The organism is Clostridium sp. D33t1_170424_F3, from assembly GCF_015667585.1.
In the GTDB taxonomy this organism is placed as follows: Bacteria; Bacillota; Clostridia; order Oscillospirales; family Acutalibacteraceae; genus Anaeromassilibacillus.
Genome location: NZ_JADPEG010000010.1, coordinates 1 through 23,344, shown reverse-complemented (window position 1 = coordinate 23,344; position 23,344 = coordinate 1). Strand labels below are relative to the sequence as shown.

The 23,344-nt window shown below is 53.4% G+C and carries 24 protein-coding genes; 21 read left to right on the top strand and 3 right to left on the bottom strand.

The genetic code is table 11. The annotated features are described in order from the left end of the window. The first annotated feature begins 6 nt into the window (after positions 1 to 6). Entirely contained in the window at positions 7 to 453 is a 447-nt protein-coding gene (locus tag I4V53_RS08105) for an RrF2 family transcriptional regulator (RefSeq protein ID WP_195985195.1), read from the top strand. Between the two features lie 326 nt (positions 454 to 779). Here the strand turns inward: I4V53_RS08105 and tsf are convergent, their stop codons facing one another. The 3 genes from tsf to I4V53_RS08090 form a co-directional block, all read right to left on the bottom strand. Continuing rightward, positions 780 to 1,697, bottom strand: coding sequence for a translation elongation factor Ts (tsf, locus tag I4V53_RS08100; protein WP_195985194.1), 918 nt, complete (start codon positions 1,695 to 1,697; stop codon positions 780 to 782). A gap of 88 nt (positions 1,698 to 1,785) precedes the next feature. Further along, a complete protein-coding gene (gene rpsB, locus I4V53_RS08095; RefSeq protein WP_050698309.1) occupies positions 1,786 to 2,526 on the bottom strand; it encodes a 30S ribosomal protein S2 in 741 nt (246 codons plus the stop codon). A 257-nt stretch (positions 2,527 to 2,783) separates the two neighbouring features. Beyond that, a complete protein-coding gene (locus tag I4V53_RS08090; protein ID WP_050698308.1) occupies positions 2,784 to 3,068 on the bottom strand; it encodes a YlmC/YmxH family sporulation protein in 285 nt (94 codons plus the stop codon). 206 nt (positions 3,069 to 3,274) lie between these two features. Here I4V53_RS08090 and I4V53_RS08085 point away from each other — a divergent pair, with 206 nt between their 5' ends. The 20 genes from I4V53_RS08085 to hisE all read left to right on the top strand — a co-directional run bounded on the left by I4V53_RS08085 (position 3,275) and on the right by hisE (position 23,193). Then, a complete protein-coding gene (locus I4V53_RS08085) occupies positions 3,275 to 3,805 on the top strand; it encodes an inorganic diphosphatase (protein WP_195985193.1) in 531 nt (176 codons plus the stop codon). A gap of 170 nt (positions 3,806 to 3,975) precedes the next feature. Next, complete coding sequence (gene sigG / locus I4V53_RS08080; RefSeq protein WP_050698306.1) at positions 3,976 to 4,743, top strand: RNA polymerase sporulation sigma factor SigG; 768 nt, start codon at positions 3,976 to 3,978, stop codon at positions 4,741 to 4,743. A gap of 176 nt (positions 4,744 to 4,919) precedes the next feature. Then, a complete protein-coding gene (gene pyrH, locus I4V53_RS08075; protein ID WP_195985192.1) occupies positions 4,920 to 5,633 on the top strand; it encodes a UMP kinase in 714 nt (237 codons plus the stop codon). After that, on the top strand, positions 5,634 to 6,188 hold the full coding sequence (frr, locus tag I4V53_RS08070) for a ribosome recycling factor (RefSeq protein WP_195985191.1): 555 nt from the start codon (positions 5,634 to 5,636) through the stop codon (positions 6,186 to 6,188). Between the two features lie 61 nt (positions 6,189 to 6,249). Continuing rightward, positions 6,250 to 6,978 carry an undecaprenyl pyrophosphate synthase gene (uppS, locus tag I4V53_RS08065; RefSeq protein ID WP_195985190.1) on the top strand — a complete coding sequence of 243 codons (729 nt, stop codon included), beginning with the start codon at positions 6,250 to 6,252 and terminating at the stop codon, positions 6,976 to 6,978. Further along, positions 6,979 to 7,803: a phosphatidate cytidylyltransferase gene (locus I4V53_RS08060; RefSeq protein WP_195985189.1), complete on the top strand. Its 825-nt coding sequence runs from the start codon at positions 6,979 to 6,981 to the stop codon at positions 7,801 to 7,803. Positions 7,804 to 7,895: 92 nt separating this feature from the next. Continuing rightward, positions 7,896 to 9,047, top strand: coding sequence for a 1-deoxy-D-xylulose-5-phosphate reductoisomerase (locus I4V53_RS08055; RefSeq protein WP_195985188.1), 1,152 nt, complete (start codon positions 7,896 to 7,898; stop codon positions 9,045 to 9,047). Positions 9,048 to 9,051: 4 nt separating this feature from the next. Beyond that, positions 9,052 to 10,131 carry a M50 family metallopeptidase gene (locus I4V53_RS08050; RefSeq protein WP_353616500.1) on the top strand — a complete coding sequence of 360 codons (1,080 nt, stop codon included), beginning with the start codon at positions 9,052 to 9,054 and terminating at the stop codon, positions 10,129 to 10,131. Then, entirely contained in the window at positions 10,131 to 11,174 is a 1,044-nt protein-coding gene (ispG, locus tag I4V53_RS08045) for a flavodoxin-dependent (E)-4-hydroxy-3-methylbut-2-enyl-diphosphate synthase (protein WP_502709363.1), read from the top strand. The genes I4V53_RS08050 and ispG overlap by 1 nt, the downstream gene beginning before the upstream one ends. Positions 11,175 to 11,225: 51 nt before the next feature. Beyond that, positions 11,226 to 15,581 (top strand): PolC-type DNA polymerase III, encoded by a 4,356-nt coding sequence (locus I4V53_RS08040; RefSeq protein WP_195985187.1) that lies wholly within the window; start codon positions 11,226 to 11,228, stop codon positions 15,579 to 15,581. A 13-nt stretch (positions 15,582 to 15,594) separates the two neighbouring features. Beyond that, positions 15,595 to 16,095, top strand: a complete 501-nt coding sequence (locus I4V53_RS08035) for a gamma carbonic anhydrase family protein (protein WP_195985186.1) — start codon at positions 15,595 to 15,597, stop codon at positions 16,093 to 16,095. After that, a complete protein-coding gene (locus I4V53_RS08030; RefSeq protein ID WP_195985185.1) occupies positions 16,092 to 16,778 on the top strand; it encodes a YjjG family noncanonical pyrimidine nucleotidase in 687 nt (228 codons plus the stop codon). Before I4V53_RS08035 ends, I4V53_RS08030 begins: the two co-directional genes overlap by 4 nt. Before the next feature lie 87 nt (positions 16,779 to 16,865). Beyond that, positions 16,866 to 18,074, top strand: a complete 1,209-nt coding sequence (gene hisZ / locus I4V53_RS08025) for an ATP phosphoribosyltransferase regulatory subunit (protein ID WP_195985184.1) — start codon at positions 16,866 to 16,868, stop codon at positions 18,072 to 18,074. Next, entirely contained in the window at positions 18,071 to 18,703 is a 633-nt protein-coding gene (gene hisG, locus I4V53_RS08020; RefSeq protein WP_195985183.1) for an ATP phosphoribosyltransferase, read from the top strand. The genes hisZ and hisG overlap by 4 nt, the downstream gene beginning before the upstream one ends. Positions 18,704 to 18,721: 18 nt before the next feature. Then, the gene (gene hisD, locus I4V53_RS08015) at positions 18,722 to 20,008 is read left to right on the top strand and encodes a histidinol dehydrogenase (RefSeq protein WP_195985182.1); all 1,287 of its coding nucleotides are present in this window, start codon (positions 18,722 to 18,724) and stop codon (positions 20,006 to 20,008) included. Between the two features lie 13 nt (positions 20,009 to 20,021). Further along, positions 20,022 to 21,071: a histidinol-phosphate transaminase gene (gene hisC / locus I4V53_RS08010; protein ID WP_195985181.1), complete on the top strand. Its 1,050-nt coding sequence runs from the start codon at positions 20,022 to 20,024 to the stop codon at positions 21,069 to 21,071. 60 nt (positions 21,072 to 21,131) lie between these two features. Then, a complete protein-coding gene (gene hisB / locus I4V53_RS08005) occupies positions 21,132 to 21,707 on the top strand; it encodes an imidazoleglycerol-phosphate dehydratase HisB (RefSeq protein ID WP_195985180.1) in 576 nt (191 codons plus the stop codon). Between the two features lie 59 nt (positions 21,708 to 21,766). After that, on the top strand, positions 21,767 to 22,495 hold the full coding sequence (gene hisA, locus I4V53_RS08000; protein ID WP_195985179.1) for a 1-(5-phosphoribosyl)-5-[(5-phosphoribosylamino)methylideneamino]imidazole-4-carboxamide isomerase: 729 nt from the start codon (positions 21,767 to 21,769) through the stop codon (positions 22,493 to 22,495). Next, positions 22,492 to 22,848, top strand: a complete 357-nt coding sequence (gene hisI, locus I4V53_RS07995; RefSeq protein ID WP_195985178.1) for a phosphoribosyl-AMP cyclohydrolase — start codon at positions 22,492 to 22,494, stop codon at positions 22,846 to 22,848. Before hisA ends, hisI begins: the two co-directional genes overlap by 4 nt. 18 nt (positions 22,849 to 22,866) lie before the next feature. Then, the gene (gene hisE / locus I4V53_RS07990) at positions 22,867 to 23,193 is read left to right on the top strand and encodes a phosphoribosyl-ATP diphosphatase (protein ID WP_195985177.1); all 327 of its coding nucleotides are present in this window, start codon (positions 22,867 to 22,869) and stop codon (positions 23,191 to 23,193) included. Positions 23,194 to 23,344: the final 151 nt, after the last annotated feature.

The following is a 23,344-nucleotide window of genomic DNA, read 5'->3' as shown; positions in this document are numbered from 1 at the left end:
CGGATCGTGCAGCTGAATGCAAAAACGGATCACGCAATCCGCATTGTTATATATCTTGCCGGGCATAAGGGAATCACTTCTGCGCAGGATTTGTCGAAAGCGGTCGGTATCCCAAAACAGTATGTCTTCAGTATTGTAAATGAGTTGCGCGGCGTGGGTATCGTGGCGTCTACACGCGGCGTCAATGGCGGCTTTTATCTTGCAAAGGCTCCGGACAAGATTACGCTTTGGGACATTGCGGAAATCACAGAAACCACGATGCAGATCGCCCGTGTTGACGTGGATAACGGCATTTCTATGACGGTTATGCCGGAATATCGGCTTGTAGACGGAGTTTATCGGGCGCTTCAGCATCAGTTGGAAGCGATTTTAAAGGTTGCCAGCATAGCAGAAATTCTGCGTTGTGCCGGGCGCAGTCCCTGCTATGGTTTGTTGCAGGAGAGCCGGATATAGTGAAAAGAGATTGTTATAAAAAGCTCCGCTGAATCCAGTCAAGAATGGATTCAGCGGAGCTTTTTATATAGTATGAAGTTATTTTGATGCGTTAAGGGTAGAGTGTACCTGGATGAATTCCGTTTAGATATGAGAAAAAATCAGCTATGCGATAAAAAACAGCTGTGTTTTACCAATCTTTGGAAGATTCCGGTTAGTCCTGCAGAAAAGGATTTTGTTATATTCAAAGGTGAAAATCCAGTGACTTTCTTGATGAAATAAAAAGCGCTGGAATGTTTCCTCTGCTTACATTCCAGCGCTTTCTATATAAATTATATAAGTTTTACTTATTTAATCATGTTGGCAACTTCGTCAGCAAAGTTGTCTTCACGCTTCTCCAGGCCTTCGCCCTTCTCAAAGCGAACAAATGCAACAATCTTAATGTCACCGCCGAGTTCTTTCGCCACGTTTTCGGTGTACTGCTTCACAGACAGGTCGCTGTCCTTAACATACGCCTGGTCGACAAGGCATACTTCTTTGAAAAATTTGCCCATTCTGCCAACAACGATTTTCTCCGCAATGTTTGCCGGCTTACCGGACTCGATGACCTGCTCGGTGAGAATCTTCTTCTCATGCTCGACGACGTCTGCCGGAACGGAAGACTCATCCAGGTAAGCGGGTGCGATTGCGGCAATCTGCATCGCGATGTTCTTGGCATACTCCTGGAAGCCTTCTTTTGCGGCAACCTCCGGAGCAGTCTCAAACTTTACCAGAACGCCGATTCTGCCGCCGCCGTGAATATAAGAAACGACAGTGCCTTCGTAGCGCTGGAAACGGCGGATCTTGATATTCTCGCCGATGGTGAGAATCTTTTCCTTCAGCAGAGCGTCGACGGTCTGCTCAGTGCCAACAGCGGTGCTGGCGAGAAGTGCGTCCACATCTGCCGGATTGTTTGCCATAACGGTATCCGCGCAGGTCTTTACAAAAGCCTGGAAGTCCGCATTCTTAGCGACAAAGTCCGTTTCCGCGTTGACTTCGATCGCAACACCCATGTCATTGCTGTCGTTGGTGCAGGCAAATGCAACGCCTTCCGCTGCGATGCGGCCAGCCTTCTTGGTTGCTGCGGCAAGGCCTTTTTCTCTCAGATAGTCGATTGCGGCGTCCATGTTACCGTCGGCCTCTGCCAACGCCTTTTTGCAGTCCATCATTCCGCAGCCGGTCTTCTCACGAAGCGCTGCAACGTCTTTCGCTGTAAAAGCAGCCATTTTGATTACCTCCATTTTTTAAATGCACCGGGGGGACAAGTCCCTCCGGCGCTTTTATCAATTCTATTTATTTTGAAAGGGTTGGAAATTAGCCCGCAACCTCTTCCGTTTCGTTCTCTTTTGCTTCTGCCTCAGCTGCGCCCATCTGGCCTTCTCTGCCCTCGATGATCGCATTCGCTACGGTGGCGGAGATCAGTTTGACAGCGCGGATCGCGTCGTCGTTGCCCGGAATCACGTAATCGATTTCATCCGGATCGCAGTTGGTATCGACAATCGCAACAATCGGAATACCGAGTTTCTTGGCTTCCGCAACAGCGATTCTCTCTTTGCGGGGATCGACGATGAACAGAGCGCCGGGGATCTGCTTCATGTCCTTGATGCCGCCCATGAATTTCTCAAGTTTTTCAATCTCAAGCTGGAGCTTGGTGACTTCCTTCTTCGGGAGCAGATCGAACGTGCCGTCCGCTTCCATGGCCTTGAGCTGATTCAGGCGGTCAATTCTGCGGCGGATGGTACGGAAGTTGGTGAGCATGCCGCCCAGCCATCTTGCGTTGACAAAGTAAGCGCCTGCGCGTTCCGCTTCATCTCTGACAGAATCCTGTGCCTGCTTTTTAGTACCGACAAACAGGACGGACTTTCCTTCCGCGGCGATGTCGCGCACGAAATTGTAAGCCTCTTCCAGTTTTTTGACGGTTTTCTGCAAGTCGATAATGTAGATGCCGTTGCGTTCGGTGAAGATGTACGGAGCCATCTTCGGGTTCCATCTTCTGGTCTGGTGGCCGAAATGTACGCCGGCCTCCAAAAGCTGTTTCATAGATACAACTGCCATGATAAATCCTCCTTGGTTTTTCCTCCGCCGCGCTTTGATTTAGGACGCAGAACTCTTTTTAAAAGAGCACCGGTTCGTCCAGCATCGGCGTGTGTTTTGCGCGCACTATTATAGCATAATGCGACGATAATTGCAAGAAATATTTTTACCGCATATAAGAAAATTGCCGGGTTTTCCACATCTGAACGGGACAAAAAATCCTTATTCTGCCGGATTAATCGAAAAGTATTTGAAAACCGGTAAAATGCGGCTGCTTTTTATCCGCCGCCCCCGAATATACGCGGGCGCTTTTTCACACGATAAATGTCATTATAACACACCAAAATAGTTTCGTCACCAATGACTTCTATATCCTGCCATTTGATGGTAATATCGTCCTCACGCCCGAAAAGCCCGAAGAAACGCAGCCGGCCGTAGATGACGAGCGAGAGCACCCGGGCGGTGACGGTATCGATCTCCACATCGCATACGAGCCCGATGCGCGTGCCGTCCTTAACGTTGATCACTTCTTTGTGGCGCATATCCGCAATTCTGCAGTTCATGGAAATCCCTCCAGCCGGAAGACCGGCAATATTAAAAGTATTGTAGTTTTCTTTTATATCTATGCGGCGTTTCCCTGTAGAATGCTGCATAATTTGTCCGAATCTGCATAAACCCTATAGAATCAATTGATTCTTTCCGTATGAAATGCTACAATAATAAACAAGAGGGCTGCGTCTGGAGCTCAGCCGAAAAAGGAGGAATGTTTATGAATATCTGGCACGATATATCGCCGAAGCGCATTAAAACAGACGACTTTTGTGCGGTAATCGAAATCACCAAGGGAAGTAAGGCAAAATATGAGCTGGATAAGGAGACGGGCCTGCTCTCGCTGGACCGCGTCCTGTATACCTCGACGCACTATCCGGCGAATTACGGCTTCATCCCGCGGACCTACGCCGCGGACCATGATCCTCTGGACGTGCTGGTGCTCTGCTCAGAGAATATCCACCCGCTGTCGCTGGTACGCTGCTATCCCATCGGCGTCATCAGCATGGAGGACAGCGGCTTCAAAGATGAGAAGATTATCGCCATCCCGTTCAACGACCCCACCTATAACGGTTACAGGGACATCAGTGAACTTCCCAAGCATATTTTTGATGAAATGTCGCATTTCTTTTCTGTTTATAAAGCTTTGGAGGGAAAGACGACCGCGATCGACAATGTACGGGACACGGAAGCAGCCAAACTGATTATTCAGGAGAGTTTGGACAGCTATCTCGAAAATTATTGCCGCTGAAAATAAAATAAATTTTTTATAAGCTTGACTGATCAGAAAAAGCCGGACGCCGTCCGGCTTTTTCCATTTTTGGCGGGTGGGCCAGAGGTTCCTTTTGGATTTTCCCTGTGCATGTTCCTTCCGGTTCATGGCAATACTGATTGCGAATAGAAGACGGGAGGCAATGTGCAGTGTACAACAAAGTGGACATTTGCGGCGTAAATACAGCAAAGTTGAAAGTGCTGACCGAAAAGGAAAAGACAGAGCTCCTGACGCGCGTGAAGGATGGCGACATGCGCGCAAGAGAGGAATTGATCAACGGCAACCTCCGGTTGGTGCTCAGTGTAATCCAGCGCTTCACCAACCGCGGCGAAAATCTGGACGATCTGTTCCAAGTGGGGTGCATCGGCTTAATCAAGGCGATCGATCATTTTGATATGAGTCAGGGCGTGCGGTTTTCCACCTATGGCGTTCCCATGATCATTGGTGAGATTCGGCGCTACCTGCGGGACAATAACAGCATCCGGGTCAGCCGGTCCCTGCGGGATACCGCGTACAAGGCGATGCAGGCCAAGGAGCGAATGACCGCCCAAAACAACCGGGAACCCACAATCGATGAGATTGCCAAAGAGCTGGACCTTCCCCGGGAGGACGTCGTGCTTGCGCTGGAATCCATCGTGGAACCGGTCTCCCTGTACGAGCCTGTTTTTTCCGACGGGGGAGATACGATCTATGTGATGGATCAGGTGGGAGACAACAACGACGACAGCAACTGGCTGGATGAAATTGCCCTGAAGGAAGCCATCAGTGATCTGAGCGATCGGGAAAAGCGAATTTTGACCATGCGGTTTTTTCGCGGCAAGACCCAGATGGAGGTGGCGGCGGAAATCGGGATCAGCCAGGCGCAGGTCTCAAGGCTGGAAAAAGGCGCGCTCAGTAAAATCAAAAAGGATATATAAAGGAAGAAAAAGGCAGGGAAGACCCTGTCTTTTTTATTGTATCCGCGGCCTGGTCCGGCACACTTGTGAATAATAGGTGAATTGCGGCGGAAAGGCTTTACATTGCGAAATACATATTGTAAAATAATAGAAGTCCAAACCAATTTTACAAAAATTTATAGTAGGAGTTGTTCAATTTGCAGCCTAAATATAAACGGGTTCTTTTAAAATTGAGCGGGGAATCCCTTGCGGGGCGGGAGTCCCACGGGATTGATTTCGATACGGTTTTGAAGATTTGCAAGCCGATCAAAGAGTGTGTGGATATGGGCACGGAGATTGCCATTGTTGTGGGCGGCGGCAACTTCTGGCGCGGACGCAGCAGCGGTAAAATGGACCGCACCCGCGCGGATCACATGGGCATGCTGGCGACGACCATCAACGCGCTTGGCGTTGCGGATGCGCTGGAGCAACTGGGTGTAACGGTGCGCGTACAGACGGCGATTTCCATGCAGCAGGTTGCAGAGCCTTACATTCGCAACCGTGCGGTGCGGCATCTGGAAAAAGGGCGCGTGGTGGTGTTTGGCTGCGGCACAGGCAACCCGTTTTTCTCCACGGATACGGCGGCTTCCCTGCGGGCGGCGGAAATCGACGCGGATATTATTTTAAAGGCGACGATGGTCGACGGCGTTTACGACAGCGACCCCAAAAAGAACCCAGATGCGGTCAAGTTCGATTCGCTTTCCTTTATGGACGTTTTAAATCGGGATTTAAAGGTCATGGACAGCACGGCGGCTTCTATGTGCAAGGACAATCATATTCCGATTTTGGTATTCAGCATTGACGACCCGGAAAACATCAAAAAAGCAGTTTGCGGCGAACCGATCGGCACAATTGTGAAGGAGGATATGTAAATGAAAGAAGTATTGAAAAATGCGGAAGAGCGCATGGAAAAAAGCGCTTCCAATCTGTCCCATGCCTATGCGGGTATCCGCGCGGGAAGAGCGAATCCGGCAGTATTGGAAAAAGTAAAGGTCGATTATTACGGCACGCCCACAGCAGTCAACCAGCTTGCGGCCGTGTCCGTTGCGGAAGCGCGCGTGCTGGTGATCCAGCCCTGGGACGCCTCCGTCTGCCGTGCCATTGAAAAGGCGATCCAGACGTCCGATATCGGCATTAATCCGCAGAGCGATGGAAAGACCATCCGGATGATTTTTCCGCAGCTGACAGAGGACCGCCGTAAGGAGTTGGTTAAGGAGATCAGCAAAATGGCGGAAGAGGCCAAAATTGCCGTCCGCAACATTCGCCGTGACGCAATGGAAAAGCTGAAAGCCATGGAGAAAAAAGCGGAGCTGAGCGAGGACGAGCTCAAAAAGGCGGAAAAGAAGACGCAGGACCTCACAGACAAATATACCAAAGAAATGGATGCGCTCTTTGCAAAAAAAGAAAAGGAATTGATGGAAATATAACTGTTTTCCGGAATGAACTGATCCCCTCTTTGCGTATTAATAGGAAGACAGGACGGATGGCATGAAAGCTTCAGATCAAAAGCTGGGAACGGCAATGCTGCCAAACCACCTGGGAATCATCATGGACGGCAACGGCCGTTGGGCCAAAAAGCGCGGCTTGCCGCGCTCGGCGGGCCATACGGCCGGCGCCAATACGTTCCGTACGATCGCCCGGTACTGCAGCAGAATCGGTATCCCGTATTTGACGGTTTACGCGTTTTCCACGGAGAACTGGAAACGTCCGCAGGACGAAGTAAAGGCGCTGATGCGCCTTTTTAAACAGTACATGGAGGAAGCGCTCCAGGATTTCACAGATGAAAATATTCGCACGCGTTTTATCGGGGATACGTCTGCGTTTGCGCCGCATTTGCAGGATCTGATCCGGCGTACGGAGGAGTCTTCCAAGGATAAGACGGGTATGGTGCTCAACATTGCAATGAATTACGGCGGCAGGGCGGAGCTGGCGCATGCAATGCGCCAAGTGGCGCGGGAAGCGGCGGCCGGCAGCCTGGCGCCGGAAGACATAGATGAAGCCCTGATTGAAAAGCATCTCTATACCGCTGGACAGCCCGACCCCGATTTGATTATCCGGCCCAGCGGGGAGAATCGCACTTCCAATTTTCTGCTCTGGCAGTCCGCATACAGTGAATATGTGAGTTTGGATATCCTGTGGCCGGACTTTACCACAAAAGATTTGGACCGCGCCCTGATGGAATTCGCACAGCGAAACAGGCGCTTTGGAGGGATTTAATTGAAATCGAGAGTGGCTTCCGGCGCGGCATTGGTGGTTTTTTTACTGGCAATTGTCATTTTTAACCGCTCTTTTCCCATGGCGCTCAACCTGGCGATTTCTTTAATCTCGGTGATGGGCGTGGTGGAGATTATTTCTGCCCTGGGCATGTCGAAGAATTCCATTCTGCTTTTACCCAGCGCGGTGTTCGCCGCCGTGCTGCCGCTGGTGCAGGATCCGGTTTGGCAGCAGGCAGTCTATTATATTTATACGGTAATCCTGTTTGTTTCCCTGATTTTTTACCATCAGATATTTACCTTCCGGGAGATCGGCGTGGTGTACAGTATGACTTTGCTGATCCCCACGGCCTTGGAGACGCTGGTCGGCCTGCGTTCCATGGGGTATAACCACGGCATGTTTTATGTAATTATCGCCATTTTTTCCGCTTGGATCGCGGATGTTGGCGCGTTTTTTGCGGGGAGTTTTCTGGGCAAACACAAGCTCTGTCCACAGATCAGCCCCAAAAAGACAGTAGAAGGCCTGATTGGCGGCTTTGTTTTAGACATTGCGGCAATGCTGGTCTTCGGATACATTTTTCACGCGATTTTTTATGCCTATCAGGTGCAGATTTCGTACTTTTCCCTGTTTGTGATCGGCCTGGTTGGCGCGGCGCTTTCGGTGATTGGAGACCTGAGCTTCTCCCTGATCAAACGGAGCTGCCACATCAAGGACTTTGGAGAAGTGATCCCCGGGCATGGCGGCGTTCTGGACCGGTTTGACAGCGTGATTTTTGTGGCGCCCTTCGTGTATTTTTGGGTGCAGTTTTTTCCGATTGTTGTTATATAAAACGAGCAAGTCGTTCATAATACTTCATAAAGAGGACAGATTCTGAAAAAACAGATAAGGGTCTGTGCTCTTTTTTATGGAAGGGGACTCCTATGAAACAAAACCTTTCCCTGTTGGGTGCAACGGGCTCCATCGGCCTGCAAACGCTCGATGTGGCGCGCCGCCTGAATTTACACGTATGCGCACTTGCGGCAAACCGCAACATATCGCTTCTTGAAAATCAAATCAGAGAATTCAAACCGCAACTTGTTGCGGTTTTTGACTTAGATGCGGCCAAAAAGCTCCGGCTTGCCGTTGCGGACACCCCGGTGCGGGTGGTGCAGGGGATGGAGGGGCTTTGCGAAGCCGCTTCTTTTGCCCCTGCGGACGTTGTCTGTAACGCGGTAGTGGGTATGGTCGGATTGCTGCCGACGCTGGCGGCGGTCCGTGCCGGCAAGGATGTGGCGCTTGCCAATAAGGAAACGCTGGTGGCGGGCGGCGCGCTGGTCATGGCGGAAGCAAGGGCGCGCGGCGTCAGGATTCTTCCCGTGGACAGCGAGCATTCCGCAATCTTTCAGTGTTTGCAGGGCTGCCCGGAAAAGAAGGCAGTAAAGCGTATTATTCTGACGGCTTCCGGTGGTCCGTGCTTCGGCATGACAAAAGAGGAATTGGCGCAGGTGACGCCGGAACAGGCCCTGAAGCACCCCAACTGGAATATGGGGGCGAAGGTAACTATCGATTCCGCCACGTTGATGAACAAAGGGCTGGAAATAATGGAGGCATGCTGGCTGTTCGACCTGCCGGGCGAACAGGTAGATGTGGTCGTGCACCGGGAAAGCATTGTGCATTCCATGGTAGAATACCAGGACAATTCCATTATTGCACAGCTTGGCGCGCCGGATATGCGCATTCCCATCCAATATGCGCTGACCTGGCCGCAGCGAATGGCTTCTCCCGTGGAGCAACTGGATTTGATTCAATGTGGGACGCTGACCTTCCGCGAGCCGGACATGGAGACCTTTACCTGCCTGCGCGCCTGCCGGCATGCCCTGGAGCGCGGCGGCCTGGCTCCGGCAGCGGCGAACGGAGCAAACGAGGAGGCGGTGCGCCTGTTTCTGGAGCATCGGATTTCCCTGCCGCGGATTGGCGAATTGGTAACACAGGCAATGGAACATCAACCGGATGTGAAGCAAATTGCGTCCGTCGATGATATATTGAACGCCGATGCGGCGGCGCGTGCATTCGTGCTGCAAGCGGCGAACTGACGAGGTGATCATTATTTTACAGGTTTTATTGGTAATCATAGCGGTTCTGCTTTTCGGGTTTATCGTCTTTATCCACGAGTTTGGCCATTTTATCACGGCAAAACTCTCCGGCATTAAGGTCAATGAGTTTGCCATCGGCATGGGGCCGACGCTGTTTCATTTTCAAAAGGGGGAGACGAAATACGCGCTCCGTCTGCTGCCCATCGGCGGCTTCTGCGCCATGGAGGGCGAAGACGAAGACAGTTCGGAGGAAGGTTCGTTTGGCAGCAAGCCGGTCTGGAAGCGAATTCTGGTAGTCGTCATGGGCGCGGTAATGAACGTCGTGCTGGGCCTTGTGCTGATGATGATTCTGTTGGGCCAGCAGCCCGCGTTCAATTCCACGACCATTGGGAAGTTTCAGGACGGGGCGGCCACACAGGCTGCGGGCTTACAGATTGGCGATACGTTTACGAGCGTGGACGGCTATAAGGTGAATACGGACCGCGATTTGAGCTTTGCACTGGCCACGGCGAACCCGGAGTCCGTGGATGTTGAAGTTCTGCGCGATGGGCAGGCCATCACTTTCCCGGACGTGAAATTCAACACAAAGGACAACAACGGAAAGCCGATGCTGATGCTCGATTTTTACGTGGAGCCGATCCAGAAAAATGTGGGAACCCTGCTCGTGAAATCCTGGCAGGATACGGTTTCTACCGTGCGGATGGTCTGGTACAGCCTGGCGGGGCTTTTGAGCGGCCGGTTTGGCCTTAACGATATGGCGGGTCCGGTCGGCGCGGCAAGCGCTATTGGAGAGGTCGCCTCGCAGGGCCTGGCGCAAAGCTTTGGCACCGCGATTAACAATATTTTGTATATGATGATGATCATTACGGTCAACCTGGGTGTGGTCAACCTGCTGCCGTTCCCGGCGTTGGACGGCGGGCGGCTGGTATTCCTGATTGTGGAAGCGGTGCGCCGCAAACCGATCAACCCCAAATATGAAGGCTGGGTGAACGCGGCCGGTTTTGTGCTGCTGATGTGCTTAATGGTAGTGATCACCTTCAGCGATATTCTGCGGCTGGTGACAGGGAAAGGACTTGGTGGATAGTGCGGAAGTCTAAACAGGTGCTGGTGGGCGGCGTAGCCGTTGGCGGCAGCGCGCCCGTCAGCGTGCAATCCATGCTGAACGTGCCGGCGTTGGATATAGAAGGCAGCGTCAGTCAGGCAAAAGCGCTGGAACAGGCCGGATGTGAGATCATTCGTGCGGCGATCCCCAACCGGGAGGCGGTGGCGCTGATTCCTGCAATCAAACAGGCGGTCCAAATCCCTTTGGTCGCAGACATTCATTTTGACTATCGGCTGGCGTTGGAATCCGTCGCCGCGGGTATCGACAAAATCCGCATCAACCCCGGCAATATCGGGAACGACGAACACGTAAAGGCGGTAGCGGACGCCTGCCGGAAACAGCGGATTCCGATCCGCATCGGCGTCAATTCCGGGTCGCTGGAAAAGGAAATCCTGGCAAAATACGGGAGCCCCACACCCGAGGCGTTGGTGGAAAGCGCGCTGTACCATGCGTCCCTGCTGGAACGCTTTGATTTTGAAGATATTGTTATCTCCATCAAATCTTCTGACGTGGATACAATGATCCGCGCCTATGAATTGTGTGCGCAAAGCTGTACCTATCCGCTGCATCTCGGGGTGACGGAAGCGGGCACGGAACGCATGGGTCTGATTAAATCGGCCATCGGCATCGGTTCCCTGTTGCAGCGGGGGATTGGAGATACAATCCGCGTTTCTCTGACGGCGGACCCGGTCAAAGAGGTCGCCGCGGGCTTTGACATTTTAAAAGCGTTACATGTTCGGTCGGAAGGTGTACAATTCGTTTCCTGTCCGACCTGCGGGCGCACAAAAATCGACCTGATCGGTATTGCGGCGGAGGTGGAAAAACGCCTCGCCGGCTGTAAGAAACCGATTAAAGTGGCGGTAATGGGCTGCGTGGTAAACGGCCCCGGCGAAGCGCGTGAGGCGGACATTGGCATTGCGGGCGGAGACGGCGTCGGCCTGCTCTTTAAAAAGGGTGAGGTGATCCGCAAGGTGCCGGAGGAACAACTGGTGGACGAGCTGGTCAAAGAGGTAGAAAAGCTGTAATGCGGTGCGCGCGTTTGCGCGCACGTTTGCACGGACCGGAGGATATTTGTTTTGAAAACATTTGGAGAATTTTTTGGGCCTTACATAAAGCTTTCCGGGTATCCGGAGAGCATGCATAAAGGAGAAATTGCCGGGCTGCAGATCGATACGCAGAAGCGGGTGTTGACGGCGAAGGTGGCGTTTCCCGCGCTGGTGGATCGATACACTCTGTTTCGCGCGGAAAAGGAGATCAGCGGATGCCAGGCGCTGCAGCTTAATCGGGCGGTTTTGACGCCGCAGTTTCCAACGGGAAGCTTTTCCGTGGAATACTACCCCAATCTGGTGCAGGAGTTAAAACGCCGGGATGCCAGCATCAACGGGACGCTGAATAACTCCAAGGCGCGCGTGGAAAATGGAAAGCTGATTATCACCCTCAGCCACGGCGGTATGAACCTGCTGCTTTCCCGCAAGGCGGACCGGATGCTTTCTCAGATGCTGCAGGAGGAATTCGGCGTCAGTCTGCAGGTGGAATTCGACGGCGTAACTTCGATGGAGAGCGACAGCGTCGTATACATAGAGCGCCAGAAGAAGCAGGAAGAGACCGTCCGGCGCGAGCAGGTTGTGCGGGAAGTGGAGGAATACGAACAAAGTATGCAGGACGGCGCGCCCGCCAAAAAGAAAAAGGCAAAGACCATCAGCATGCGTACGCCGGAAACCATGCTGCCCGCGATTCTGCCGGAAACAGCAAAAGAATTATACGGCCGTCCCGCAAAGGCAAAGCCGATTCCGATCAGCCGTATTACACCGGACATCGGCAGCGTTACCATTTGGGGAGAAATTTTTTCTTTGGAGTCCAAGTTGACACGCGACCAGAACCGGAAAATTTATTCCATCAATGTTACGGACTATACCGGTTCCATCACCCTTAAAATCATTGAGATGGTGCAGCAGTGCAAGGCGCTGGACACCTTAAAAAAGGGTATGACCATCATCGTGCGCGGCGATGTGGAGTATGATAAATACGACCATGAGATTGTGCTGCGTCCCAAGGGGATTTCCACAGTGGAGCAGGTGAAGGTCATGGACACCGCACCGGAAAAGCGTGTGGAGCTTCATCTGCATACCAATATGTCCAGTATGGACGGCGTCAGCCCGGTTGCGGACCTGATTAACCGCGCGTACCAGTGGGGGCAGCCGGCTATTGCACTGACGGATCACGGCGTGGCGCAGGCGTTTCCCGACGCAATGAACGCTTTGGAGAAGATCACCGGCAAGGGCGGCAAATTCAAGGTAATTTACGGTGTGGAGTCCTATTTTATCAACGATATGGTCCCGGCGGTGACCGGAAGTTCCGATCAATCCCTGGACGGAACGTTTATTTCTTTCGACATTGAAACGACGGGCCTGAGCCCCAACAAGGAGCGGATTACGGAAATCGGCGCGGTGCGCATTAAAAACGGAGAAATTGTAGACAGCTTTGATACGTTTGTCAATCCGCAGATGCCGATTCCTCCTAAAATTACAGAGCTGACCGGCATCACGAACGAGATGGTGCAGGACGCGCCGTTGGAAAAGGAGGCGCTGGAACGCTTCTACGCCTTTTGTGGAGAAGACGTCGTGCTGCTTGCACATAACGCGGAGTTTGATACCTCGTTCATGCGGATCGCCGCGGAGCGCTGCGGTATGGAGTTCCCATATACCTATATCGATACGCTTCCCATGTGCCGCGCGATGCTAAAGGATTTGAAAAACCATAAGCTGGACACCGTGGCGAAGCACCTCAAGCTGGACCCGTTCAATCACCACCGCGCCTGCGACGACGCGGCGGTGCTCGGCAAAATCTTTTTGGTTTTGCTGACCCGTCTGAAAGAGGATACCGCCGCGAAGACCGTGAAGGATATCAATACCTCGCTGGCGGGCGGCGACCCCAAAAAGATGCGTCCATATCATCAGATCATTCTGGTGAAAAACCAGACCGGACTAAAGAATCTGTATAAGCTGATTTCCTTTTCGCATCTGGACTATTTCTTTAAAAAGCCGCGGATTCCCAAGAGCGTGCTGGTCAAGTACCGCGAAGGCCTGATCATCGGCAGCGCCTGTGAGGCCGGGGAGCTCTACCGCGCGATTTTCAACGGTCAGCCGTGGTCCACGCTGTGCGACATCGCCAGCTTTTACGACTATCTGGAGATTCAGCCGCTGGGCAACAACCAGTTCATGGTGCGCAACGGCGATGTGCCGAATGAAGAAAAACTGCGTGAGTTTAACCGCACCATTGTCAAGCTGGGAGAGACGCTGCACAAGCCTGTTGTCGCGACCTGCGACGTTCATTTTATGGACCCGAAGGACGCGGATTACCGTAAAATCCTGATGGCGGGGCAGGGTTTCTCCGATGCGGATCAGCAGGCGCCGCTGTACATGCGCACAACAGATGAGATGCTGGAAGAGTTCGCGTATCTTGGGAAAGAGAAGGCCTATGAAATCGTTGTGACGAACACCAATAAAATTGCGGACATGGTCGAGCAGGTGCGCCCGATCCCGGAGGGCGTGTTCCCGCCGTTCATCGACGGCGCGGAAGAGCAGCTGAATGAAATCTGCTGGAAGCGCGCCAAAGAAATTTACGGCGACCCGCTTCCTCCGGTCGTCAAAGAGCGGCTGGAAAGGGAGCTGGGTTCCATCAATAAGCACGGTTTCTCCGTGCTGTATATGACGGCACAGAAGCTGGTGGCCGACTCGGAGGCGCACGGCTATCTGGTCGGCTCCCGTGGGTCGGTCGGTTCCTCCTTTGTGGCGAGCATGTCCGGTATCTCGGAGGTCAATCCGCTGTGCCCGCACTATATCTGCCCCAACTGCAAGAACAGCGAGTTCATCGAGGACGGCAGCTACGGTTCCGGGTTTGATCTGCCGCCGAAGAAATGCCCAAAATGCGGCGCGGATTACAACCGCGACGGGCACACCATCCCGTTTGAAACATTCCTTGGCTTTGACGGCGACAAGACGCCGGATATTGACCTGAACTTCTCCGGCGAATACCAGTCCGGCGCGCACCGCTACACGGAGACGCTGTTTGGTAAGGATCACGTTTTCAAGGCCGGAACCATTGCCACGGTGGCAGACAAAACCGCCATCGGCTTTGTCAAAAAATACGCGGAAGAGCGCGGCAGCGTTCTGCACCGCGCGGAAGAATTGCGTCTGGCGGTCGGCTGTACGGGGATCAAGCGCACCACGGGCCAGCATCCGGGCGGCATGGTCGTTGTGCCGAAAGGCCACGATATTTACGAGTTCTGCCCGGTGCAGCATCCGGCGAACGACCAGAATTCCGATAACATTACCACGCACTTCGACTTCCACTCCATCCATGATACGATCTGTAAGCTGGACGAGCTGGGACACGACGTGCCGACCATTTATCACTATCTGGAGGAATACACCGGGATTCCGGTCATGTCCGTTTCCATGAGCGACCCGGAGGTCATGTCCCTGTTTGAATCGCCAAAAGCCTTGGGCGTGACGCCGGAGGACATCGACTGCCAGACGGGAACCTTTTCCCTGCCGGAACTCGGTACGCCGTTTGTGCGCCAGATGCTGGTGGACGCGAAGCCGAAGACGTTTTCCGACCTTCTGCAGATTTCCGGACTGTCCCACGGCACGGACGTGTGGCTGGGCAACGCACAGGACCTGATTAAAAACGGGACCTGCACCATTTCCGAGGTTATCGGTACGCGCGACAGCATCATGACGTATCTGCTGCTGAAGGGCCTGGAACCGAAGATGGCGTTTAAAATTATGGAAATCACCCGTAAGGGTAAGGCGCCTGTGTTGCTGACGGATGAACACAAACAGGCGATGCGCGAGCACAATGTGCCGGAGTGGTATATTGAATCCTGTTTGAAGATCAAATACATGTTCCCCAAAGCGCACGCCGCAGCGTATATGATCTCCGCGCTGCGCCTTGGCTGGTACAAGGTGCATACGCCGGTGGAATATTATGCGGCGTATTTCAGCGTGCGAGGCGAAGATTTTGACGGCGCTACGGTGATCCAGGGGCGGGACGCGGTGCGCCGCCGTATGAATGAAATCAGCATGAAAGGCAAGGAAGCCAGCGCCAAGGAAGAAGCTGCCTATTCTACTTTCCAGATCGCTAATGAGATGCTGGCGCGCGGCATTGAGGTGCTGCCGGTGGACCTGTACAAATCCGATGCAAAACGCTACATGGTAGAGGACGGAAAAATCCGCCTCCCGTTTTCCTCTTTGGCGGGCGTTGGAGAGGCGGCGGCCAACGCGTTGGCGGAAGCGCGTGAGGGCGGCCCCTATATTTCGGTGGACGATTTACAGGCGCGGTCCAAGGTGTCCAAATCCGTCATAGAGATGCTGTCCCAGGCGGGATCTCTCAAAGACCTGCCCGCAAGTTCGCAGATGACCTTGTTCTAAAGGAGGGAATCGTATGCAGCAGCCCAAAAATTCGCCGGCCGCACATGTTGCGCCCGGCACGGCTGTGGTGGGAGACGTCACATTAGAGGCGCAAAGCTCCATTTGGTACAATGCCGTCCTGCGCGCGGATAACGACGCCATCGTCATCGGAGAACGCTCCAATATCCAGGACGGCTGTGTCCTGCATGTGGATACAGGATGTCCGATCCGGATTGGAAAGGGCGTCACTGTGGGGCATGGGGCGATCCTTCACGGCTGTTCCATTGGAAATAACGCCCTGATCGGCATGGGAGCGATACTGTTGAACGGTGCGAAAATCGGTGCGAACTGCATCATCGGCGCAGGCGCTTTGGTGACGCAGGGGATGGAGATTCCAGACGGTTCCCTGGCAATGGGGATGCCGGCGCAGGTTCGCAGGCCCGTGACAACAGAAGAGATACAAGGCAATCTTCGCTCGGCGGAAGAATACTGCCGGCATGCGGAGGCGCTGCCGGAATGGGAGAAATCAGTTTGAAGACTTACAAAACCGTACTGTTTGACGTGGATGGAACGCTGCTTGATTTTCAGGCGTCGGAACAGGCCGCGCTGGAGCGGACGTTTCAAAAACATGGCTATCCGCTGGACAGCCGCGTCAAACAAATCTATCATCGAATTAACGATGGGTTGTGGAAGCAATTTGAGCGGGGAGAGATCAGCCGGGAAACGGTGATCTATTCCCGCTTTGTCCGGTTGTTTGAAGAGCTCGGGATCGATGGGGACGGGCGGGCGTTTGAAGACGAATATCAGGACGCGCTGGGACAGGGCCACTTTTTGATTCCCGGCGCGGAGGAAATCTGCGCGTATTGCGCGGCCCGTTGCGACTTATATGTGGTGACCAACGGCGTTTCCCGTACGCAGTACAGCCGGTTGCAGAGCTCCGGACTGAACCGCTTTATGAAAGGGATCTTTGTTTCGGAGGACGCCGGGTACCAAAAGCCCATGAAGGCGTATTTTGATTACGTATTTGCGCGCATTCCGGACTTTCTTCCGGAAACAGCGCTGATTGTCGGCGATTCGCTGAGCTCGGATATACAGGGCGGAATCAATGCGGGAATTGACACCTGCTGGTACTGCCCGGATGAAACGGCGGAGAGCGGAGGAATCCGGGTGGATTACCGTATCCGCCGGTTGGACGAACTCAGGAAAATAATTGTATAAAACGGTTGACAGCAATAATTCACTATGATATTATATTAGCACGCTAAAGTGAATGGCGAATGATATTAAGGAAATGGTAGGCTTCCTATGAAGAAATACAATATGGTTACCCCAGAGGGTACAAAAGATCTGCTTTTTGAGGACTGCCTGGCGCACCGCTATGTGGAACGGACGCTTACCAGCGTGTTTTCTTCCCGCGGATTTAACGAAGTGGTTACGCCCGGGCTGGAATTTTACGATGTGTTTGATCCGGACTTCTCTGGTATTGCGCAGGAAATTATGTATAAAATGAGTGACCGGCACGGCAGGCTGGTAGTTATGCGCCCGGACTCCACCATCCCGATCGCGCGGATGACGGCGACCCGCCTGCAAAAGCAGCAGAAGCCGATCCGCCTGTATTATGTGCAGCAGATTTACCGCAGCAACCCGGGCCTGACAGGCCGCCGGAATGAAATGATGCAGACGGGGATTGAGCTTTTGGGCGCGGCGGGCCGGCGGGCGGATCTGGAAGTGATCGTGACGGCGGTGGAAGCGTTGAGCAAATGTGTACCGAATTTCCGCCTGGAGCTGGGGCATGCGGGCTTTTTCCGCGCGTTGACGGCGCAGCTCCCCATTTCCGACGATCTGCGGGAGGACATTCGCAGCAGTATTGAATCGAAGAATTATGCGGCGCTCAACACCATTCTGGATACGTTGGAGGACAGCAGGCAGGTAGACGCCGTCCGCCGTCTGCCGCGCTTATTTGGCGGCGAAGAGGTTTTTGCGCAGGCGGAACCGCTCTGCGAAGATGAGGAATCCAGCGGCACGCTGGCCTATCTGCACGAGCTGTACCAGTCCCTGGTGGAGCTGGGGCTGGGCGACCGGATGATTGTGGATCTCGGGCTCGTACAGCGCAACGATTACTATACAGGTATCATTTTCAGTGCATATATGGAAAATATCGGTGATGCAATCCTGCTGGGAGGCCGGTACGATAAGCTTTCCGAACAATTCGGCTCCCCGATGCCGGCGGTCGGTTTTGCCGTCAATGTGGACGCCCTGGCGGAGCTTTTGCTCAAGCAGGGGCGGATTCAGCCGCCGAAGGCGGTGGATATTCTGGTCCACAGCGACAGCGGTTTTGAGATCAAGGCCTTGCAGTATGCGTCCCAGCTGGCGGGAAGCGGCTATAAATGCGAAAGCTCTGTTTTTGCAACCCGCGAGGAAGCGCTTGCCTATGCGCGGGCGCAGGGGATCCGGCGCGTCGACTTTGTCAACGGCTCTGTGGAGACGATGAATGGGATAGGGGAGAAAGCATGAAACCGTTACGAATTGCATTGACAAAGGGCCGCCTCGAAAAGGATACGGTTGCCCTGTTTGAAACAATCGGGTTTGACTGTGAGGCAGTCAAAAATAAAGGCCGCAAATTGATTCTTCCTGTGGGGGAGCATCTGGAGGTCGTGCTGGCCAAAGCGGCGGATGTCATCACCTATGTGGAACACGGCGTCTGCGATCTGGGCGTTGTGGGCAAGGATACCATTATGGAATACGGTACCAGCTTTTATGAAGTGCTGGACCTCGGCTTTGGCCGCTGCCGGTTTGCTTTGGCCGCGCCGAAGGGGACCGACTTTTTCAGCGGTTACGCCAGCAAAACGATTGCAACCAAATACCCCAATGTAGCGCGCAACTATTTTGAAAGCAAGGCGATGGATATTCGCTTTATCAAAATTGAAGGTTCCGTGGAGCTGGCGCCTCTGCTGGGGCTTTCCGACGCGATTGTCGATATTGTGGAGACGGGTTCCACCCTGCGCGAAAACGGGCTGGAGGTTGTGGAAACCGTGTGCGATATTTCTGCGCGGCTGATTGTCAATACAGCGAGTCTCAAGCTGCGCAAAGCGGAGATTGAAGAGCTGGTCGCGCAGATGGAAAAAGCAACGCAGGAAAAATGAGAAGGGAGGCACCCGCATATGATACAGTATGTGAAACAGGGCGGCGATTTTGGCCGCGCTTTTATTGAACAGCTTAAGGAGCGCAGTGCAAACTCCGGCAAAAAGGTGGACGAAGCGGTTGCGGAGATTGTGGAGACGGTGCGCAAAGGCGGAGACGATGCGGTGCGCGCCTATACGGAGCGTTTCGACGGCAGCGTACCGGAAAAGATGGTCATCGATCAGGCGGAAATGCAGGAGCTGGTCAAAGACTGCGACCCTGCTTTTGTGGAGGCGCTGGAGAAGGCGGCGGCAAATATCCGCAATTTCCATGCGCGGCAAAAACAGCAGAGCTGGATGAACACGGAGGCAAACGGCGTCATGATGGGCCAGCGCGTGCGCGGCCTGGCGAAAGTCGGCCTGTATGTGCCGGGCGGCACGGCGGCGTATCCGTCCTCCGTGCTGATGAATGCAATTCCCGCGAAGATCGCCGGCGTGGGAGAGCTGGTCATGGTGACGCCTCCCGGTAAAGACGGCAGGCCGAATCCGGATATTCTGGCGGCGGCGCTGGTGGCGGGCGTGGACCGCGTTTTCCTGATGGGCGGCGCGCAGGCTGTCGCAGCGTTGGCGTTTGGTACAGAGAGCGTTCCAAAAGTCGATAAAATTGTCGGGCCGGGCAATATCTATGTGGCCACGGCGAAACGGCAGCTCTACGGCACGGTCGATATCGATATGATTGCGGGGCCGAGCGAAATTCTGATTATTGCGGATGAGACGGCGAATCCGGAGTTTTTGGCGGCGGACCTGATGTCTCAGGCGGAGCACGACGTGCTGGCTTCCTCTGTTTTGCTGACGACGTCGGAGAAGATTGCAGAGGAGACGATTGCGGCGCTTTACCGCCAGATCGAAACGCTTTCCCGCAAGGAGATCATTCACCAGTCGCTGGACAATTTCGGCGCGGTGATGCTCTGTAATACGATGGAAGAAGCCGTGGAATTTGCCAATGAGCTGGCGCCGGAGCATCTGGAGGTCTGCGCCATCAATCCAATGGAATTTATCGGCAAGCTGGACAACGCGGGTTCCGTCTTTTTGGGCAACTGGTCCCCGGAACCGCTGGGCGACTATTTTGCCGGCCCGAACCATGTGCTGCCCACCAGCGGTACGGCGCGCTTTTTCTCGCCGCTCTCCGTGGACAGCTTTGTCAAAAAATCCAGCTTTATCTATTACACGCAGGAGGCGCTTCTGCAGGCAAAGGACGACATCATTAAGCTCGCCGAAACGGAAGGTTTGACCGCACACGCCAATTCCATCCGTGTGCGCGGCCAGTAACGGAGGAGCCAATATGCCTTTTATATTGAATGAAAAGCTGAAGGATTTGCAGCCCTATGACCCGATCGAGGGCGATTACCCCATTCGCCTGGATGCGAACGAATCCTTCCTGGAAATGCCGATGGATCTGCTGGAGCAGGCGCAGTATGCCATGGCGGATATTCCCTTTAACCGGTATCCCGATCCCTACGCAAAAGAGCTCTGCGCCAGCTTCGGCGCGCATTACGGAGTCGATCCCTCTTTGGTGACGGCTGGAAACGGCTCGGACGAACTTATCTCCATCATTGAGACGGCGTTTTTGATGAAAGGCGATGCGATCCTGACCGTTGCGCCGGATTTCTCCATGTACCGTTTCTACAGCTCTCTGGTGGAGGCAAAAAGCGTCGTCTACCAAAAGGGCGAGGATTTGACCGTTGATGTGGACGAGCTGATCTTTGCCGCAAACGACAGCGGCGCAAAGCTGCTCCTGTTTTCAAACCCCTGCAATCCGACCTCCCTGGGTTTGAAACGGGAGGAGGTGCGCCGGCTGGTCCGGTCGGTTTCCGCTCTGGTGGTTCTGGACGAAGCGTATATGGACTTCTGGGATCAGTCCCTTTTAAACGAGGTGGAGCAGTACGACAACCTGATCATTCTGCGCACCTGCTCCAAGGCGTTCGGTATGGCGGGGATCCGGCTGGGCTTTGCGGCGGCAAATCCTATTCTGACCCGTGCGATGCGCGCGGTGAAATCACCGTACAACGTCAATTCCATTACGCAGAAAGTGGGAACAATTGTCCTGAACAGCGGGGAAGTGCTGGATCAGGCGGTTGCTCAGTTGATCGATGCGCGAAAAGCTTTATATCAGGCGGTGAAGGAGTTGGAAACGACTTTCCCGGAAAAGCTGCATGTTTATGACAGCTGCACCAATTTTGTGCTGGTTCGGCTGCCCGACGCGCGCCGCATTTTTGACGCGCTTCTGGAAAAAGGAATTGCTGTTCGTTTTATGGGCGATACGCTCAGAATTACCGCGGGCAGTCCAGAAGAAAATGAACAATTTTTAGAAAATTTCAAACAACTGCTTTAGTCCTCCACAAAACTGTAAAAATGGTGTAAAATAAATAGGATTCAAAAGAGAGGTACGGTTATGAGAACCGCGTTGCAAACCAGAAAGACCCGGGAAACCGATATTACAATTGAACTTTCCCTTGATGGAGGTCCGGTCCAGATTTCGACAGGAATCGGCTTTTTTGATCATATGCTGACGGCTTTCGCCGTCCATGGCGGCTTTGGTCTGCAGGTTTCCGTAAATGGGGACCTGTATGTGGACGGGCATCATACGGTGGAGGATACCGGCATTGTACTGGGGAAAGCCTTTGCGCAGGCGTTCGGCGATAAATCCGGCATTGCACGCTTTGGAAGCTTCTTTGTGCCGATGGACGAAGCGCTCGCGTTCGCCGCGGTGGATGTGAGCGGAAGGCCTTTCCTTGTGTTCCAGGCGGAGTTCTCACAGGAACGCGCAGGGGAATATGATCTGTGTCTGACAGAGGAGTTTCTGCGCGCGTTTGCAACAAACGCGGGGATTACGCTGCATGTCCGTTTGGAGTACGGTTCCAACGCGCACCATGAGGCGGAGGCGATCTTCAAAGCGGCGGCGCATGCGCTCCGGCTGGCGGCGGCGCAAACCGGCGGCGGCGTTCTCTCCACAAAAGGTTCTTTGTAGTTTCTGCCTGACTCCTTTTGATAAGGGAATTTGGAAAATACGAATAGGAGGTAGGCTAGATGGTTATTCTGCCTGCAATTGACATCAAGGATGGAAAATGTGTGCGTTTGGTGCAGGGAAAATACGATACCGCCTATACAGTCGCAGAAAGCGCCGCCGATACGGCAAAGGCGTTTGAGGCGATGGGCGCTACCTGGCTGCATATGGTCGACCTGAACGGTGCAAAGGACGCTATGCCGGTTAACACAGAGCTGATTTTTGACGTGATTAAACAGTGCAACCTGAAGGTGGAATTGGGCGGCGGAATCCGCACGATGGAAACAGTCGACTATTATCTGGAAAACGGCATTTCCCGGGTAATCCTTGGCTCTGCGGCCCTGAATAACCCGGCGCTGGTCAAAGAAGCCGTGAAAAAGCACGGGGATAAGATCGCCGTAGGAATCGACGCACGCGATGGAAATGTTGCAGCGGAAGGCTGGCTACAAACTTCTACCGTAAATTATATTGATTTGGCAAAACAGATGGAGGATATTGGAGTAAAGTATATTATCTTTACAGATATTTCCCACGACGGCATGATGGATGGGCCGAACTATACGATGCTGGACAAGTTGAACCGTGCGGTTTCCTGCAAGGTAATCGCCAGCGGCGGCGTCAGCAGTCTGACAGATATCGTTGTACTGACCGCTCTGAAGCTGCACGGCGCGATCTGCGGCAAAGCGCTTTACACCAGAGACCTGAGCCTGCGTCAGGCGGTGGATCTTTGTAAAGGGGTCCACGCGAAATGAAACAGATAGACGAAGCGTTTATAGAACGTTTTTTTAAAAAAGGCGACCTGTTGCCGGCGATTGTGCAGGAGTATGGTACCAATGAAGTGCTGATGCTTGCCTATATGAATCGGGAGTCCCTGCGAAAGACACTGGAGACTGGGTACACCTGGTTTTACAGCCGCTCCCGACAGGAGTTGTGGAACAAGGGCGCGACGTCCGGGCATCTCCAAAAGATTGTCAGTATAGACGGGGACTGCGACGACGATACGCTGTTGGTGACGGTGCTGCAAACCGGTCCGGCCTGTCACACAGGGGCGCACAGCTGTTTTTTTCATCGCATCTGGCAGCGAGAGGCGGATACAAATTCATAAAGGACGGTAGTTGCAAGGATGAATAATGTGCTTAACGAACTTTATCAGACGGTGCTGGCCCGCAAAGGCAGCCATACGGAAGGGTCTTACACCTGTTACCTGTTTGAACAGGGGCTGGATAAAATTTTGAAGAAATGCGGCGAAGAATGCAGCGAAGTTATTATCGCGGCGAAGAACGGCAAAAATGAAGAGACGGTTCTGGAAATTTCCGACCTTTTGTATCATCTCACCGTGTTGATGGTGCAGTCCGGTATTCAGCTGGAGGACGTGGAGGCTGAGCTGGGAAAACGCAGCGCAAAAACCGGAAACCTGAAGCAGTTTCATCAGGTGGATAAGAACTCTTAATAAAAATGAGACTGCCTCATAATTGACGGAACGTGCAAATATTGGGCTGTATTAATAAATCCCCCCGCTAATGGTGAACTGCCCTAGGTTGTGCGGACAGTACAAAAAAGAGCCCTGGTAGGAAATATTGAGTTTTAGGTGGAGAGGCGGC

Coding starts and splice junctions, on each gene's coding strand:
- tsf (WP_195985194.1), bottom strand. CDS start 1,697: ATGGCTGCTTTTACAGCGAAAGACGTTGCAGCGCTTCGTGAGAAGACC.
- rpsB (WP_050698309.1), bottom strand. CDS start 2,526: ATGGCAGTTGTATCTATGAAACAGCTTTTGGAGGCCGGCGTACATTTC.
- I4V53_RS08090 (WP_050698308.1), bottom strand. CDS start 3,068: ATGAACTGCAGAATTGCGGATATGCGCCACAAAGAAGTGATCAACGTT.
- I4V53_RS08085 (WP_195985193.1), top strand. CDS start 3,275: ATGAATATCTGGCACGATATATCGCCGAAGCGCATTAAAACAGACGAC.
- frr (WP_195985191.1), top strand. CDS start 5,634: ATGAAAGAAGTATTGAAAAATGCGGAAGAGCGCATGGAAAAAAGCGCT.
- uppS (WP_195985190.1), top strand. CDS start 6,250: ATGAAAGCTTCAGATCAAAAGCTGGGAACGGCAATGCTGCCAAACCAC.
- I4V53_RS08055 (WP_195985188.1), top strand. CDS start 7,896: ATGAAACAAAACCTTTCCCTGTTGGGTGCAACGGGCTCCATCGGCCTG.
- I4V53_RS08035 (WP_195985186.1), top strand. CDS start 15,595: ATGCAGCAGCCCAAAAATTCGCCGGCCGCACATGTTGCGCCCGGCACG.
- hisZ (WP_195985184.1), top strand. CDS start 16,866: ATGAAGAAATACAATATGGTTACCCCAGAGGGTACAAAAGATCTGCTT.
- hisG (WP_195985183.1), top strand. CDS start 18,071: ATGAAACCGTTACGAATTGCATTGACAAAGGGCCGCCTCGAAAAGGAT.
- hisD (WP_195985182.1), top strand. CDS start 18,722: ATGATACAGTATGTGAAACAGGGCGGCGATTTTGGCCGCGCTTTTATT.
- hisC (WP_195985181.1), top strand. CDS start 20,022: ATGCCTTTTATATTGAATGAAAAGCTGAAGGATTTGCAGCCCTATGAC.
- hisB (WP_195985180.1), top strand. CDS start 21,132: ATGAGAACCGCGTTGCAAACCAGAAAGACCCGGGAAACCGATATTACA.
- hisA (WP_195985179.1), top strand. CDS start 21,767: ATGGTTATTCTGCCTGCAATTGACATCAAGGATGGAAAATGTGTGCGT.
- hisI (WP_195985178.1), top strand. CDS start 22,492: ATGAAACAGATAGACGAAGCGTTTATAGAACGTTTTTTTAAAAAAGGC.
- hisE (WP_195985177.1), top strand. CDS start 22,867: ATGAATAATGTGCTTAACGAACTTTATCAGACGGTGCTGGCCCGCAAA.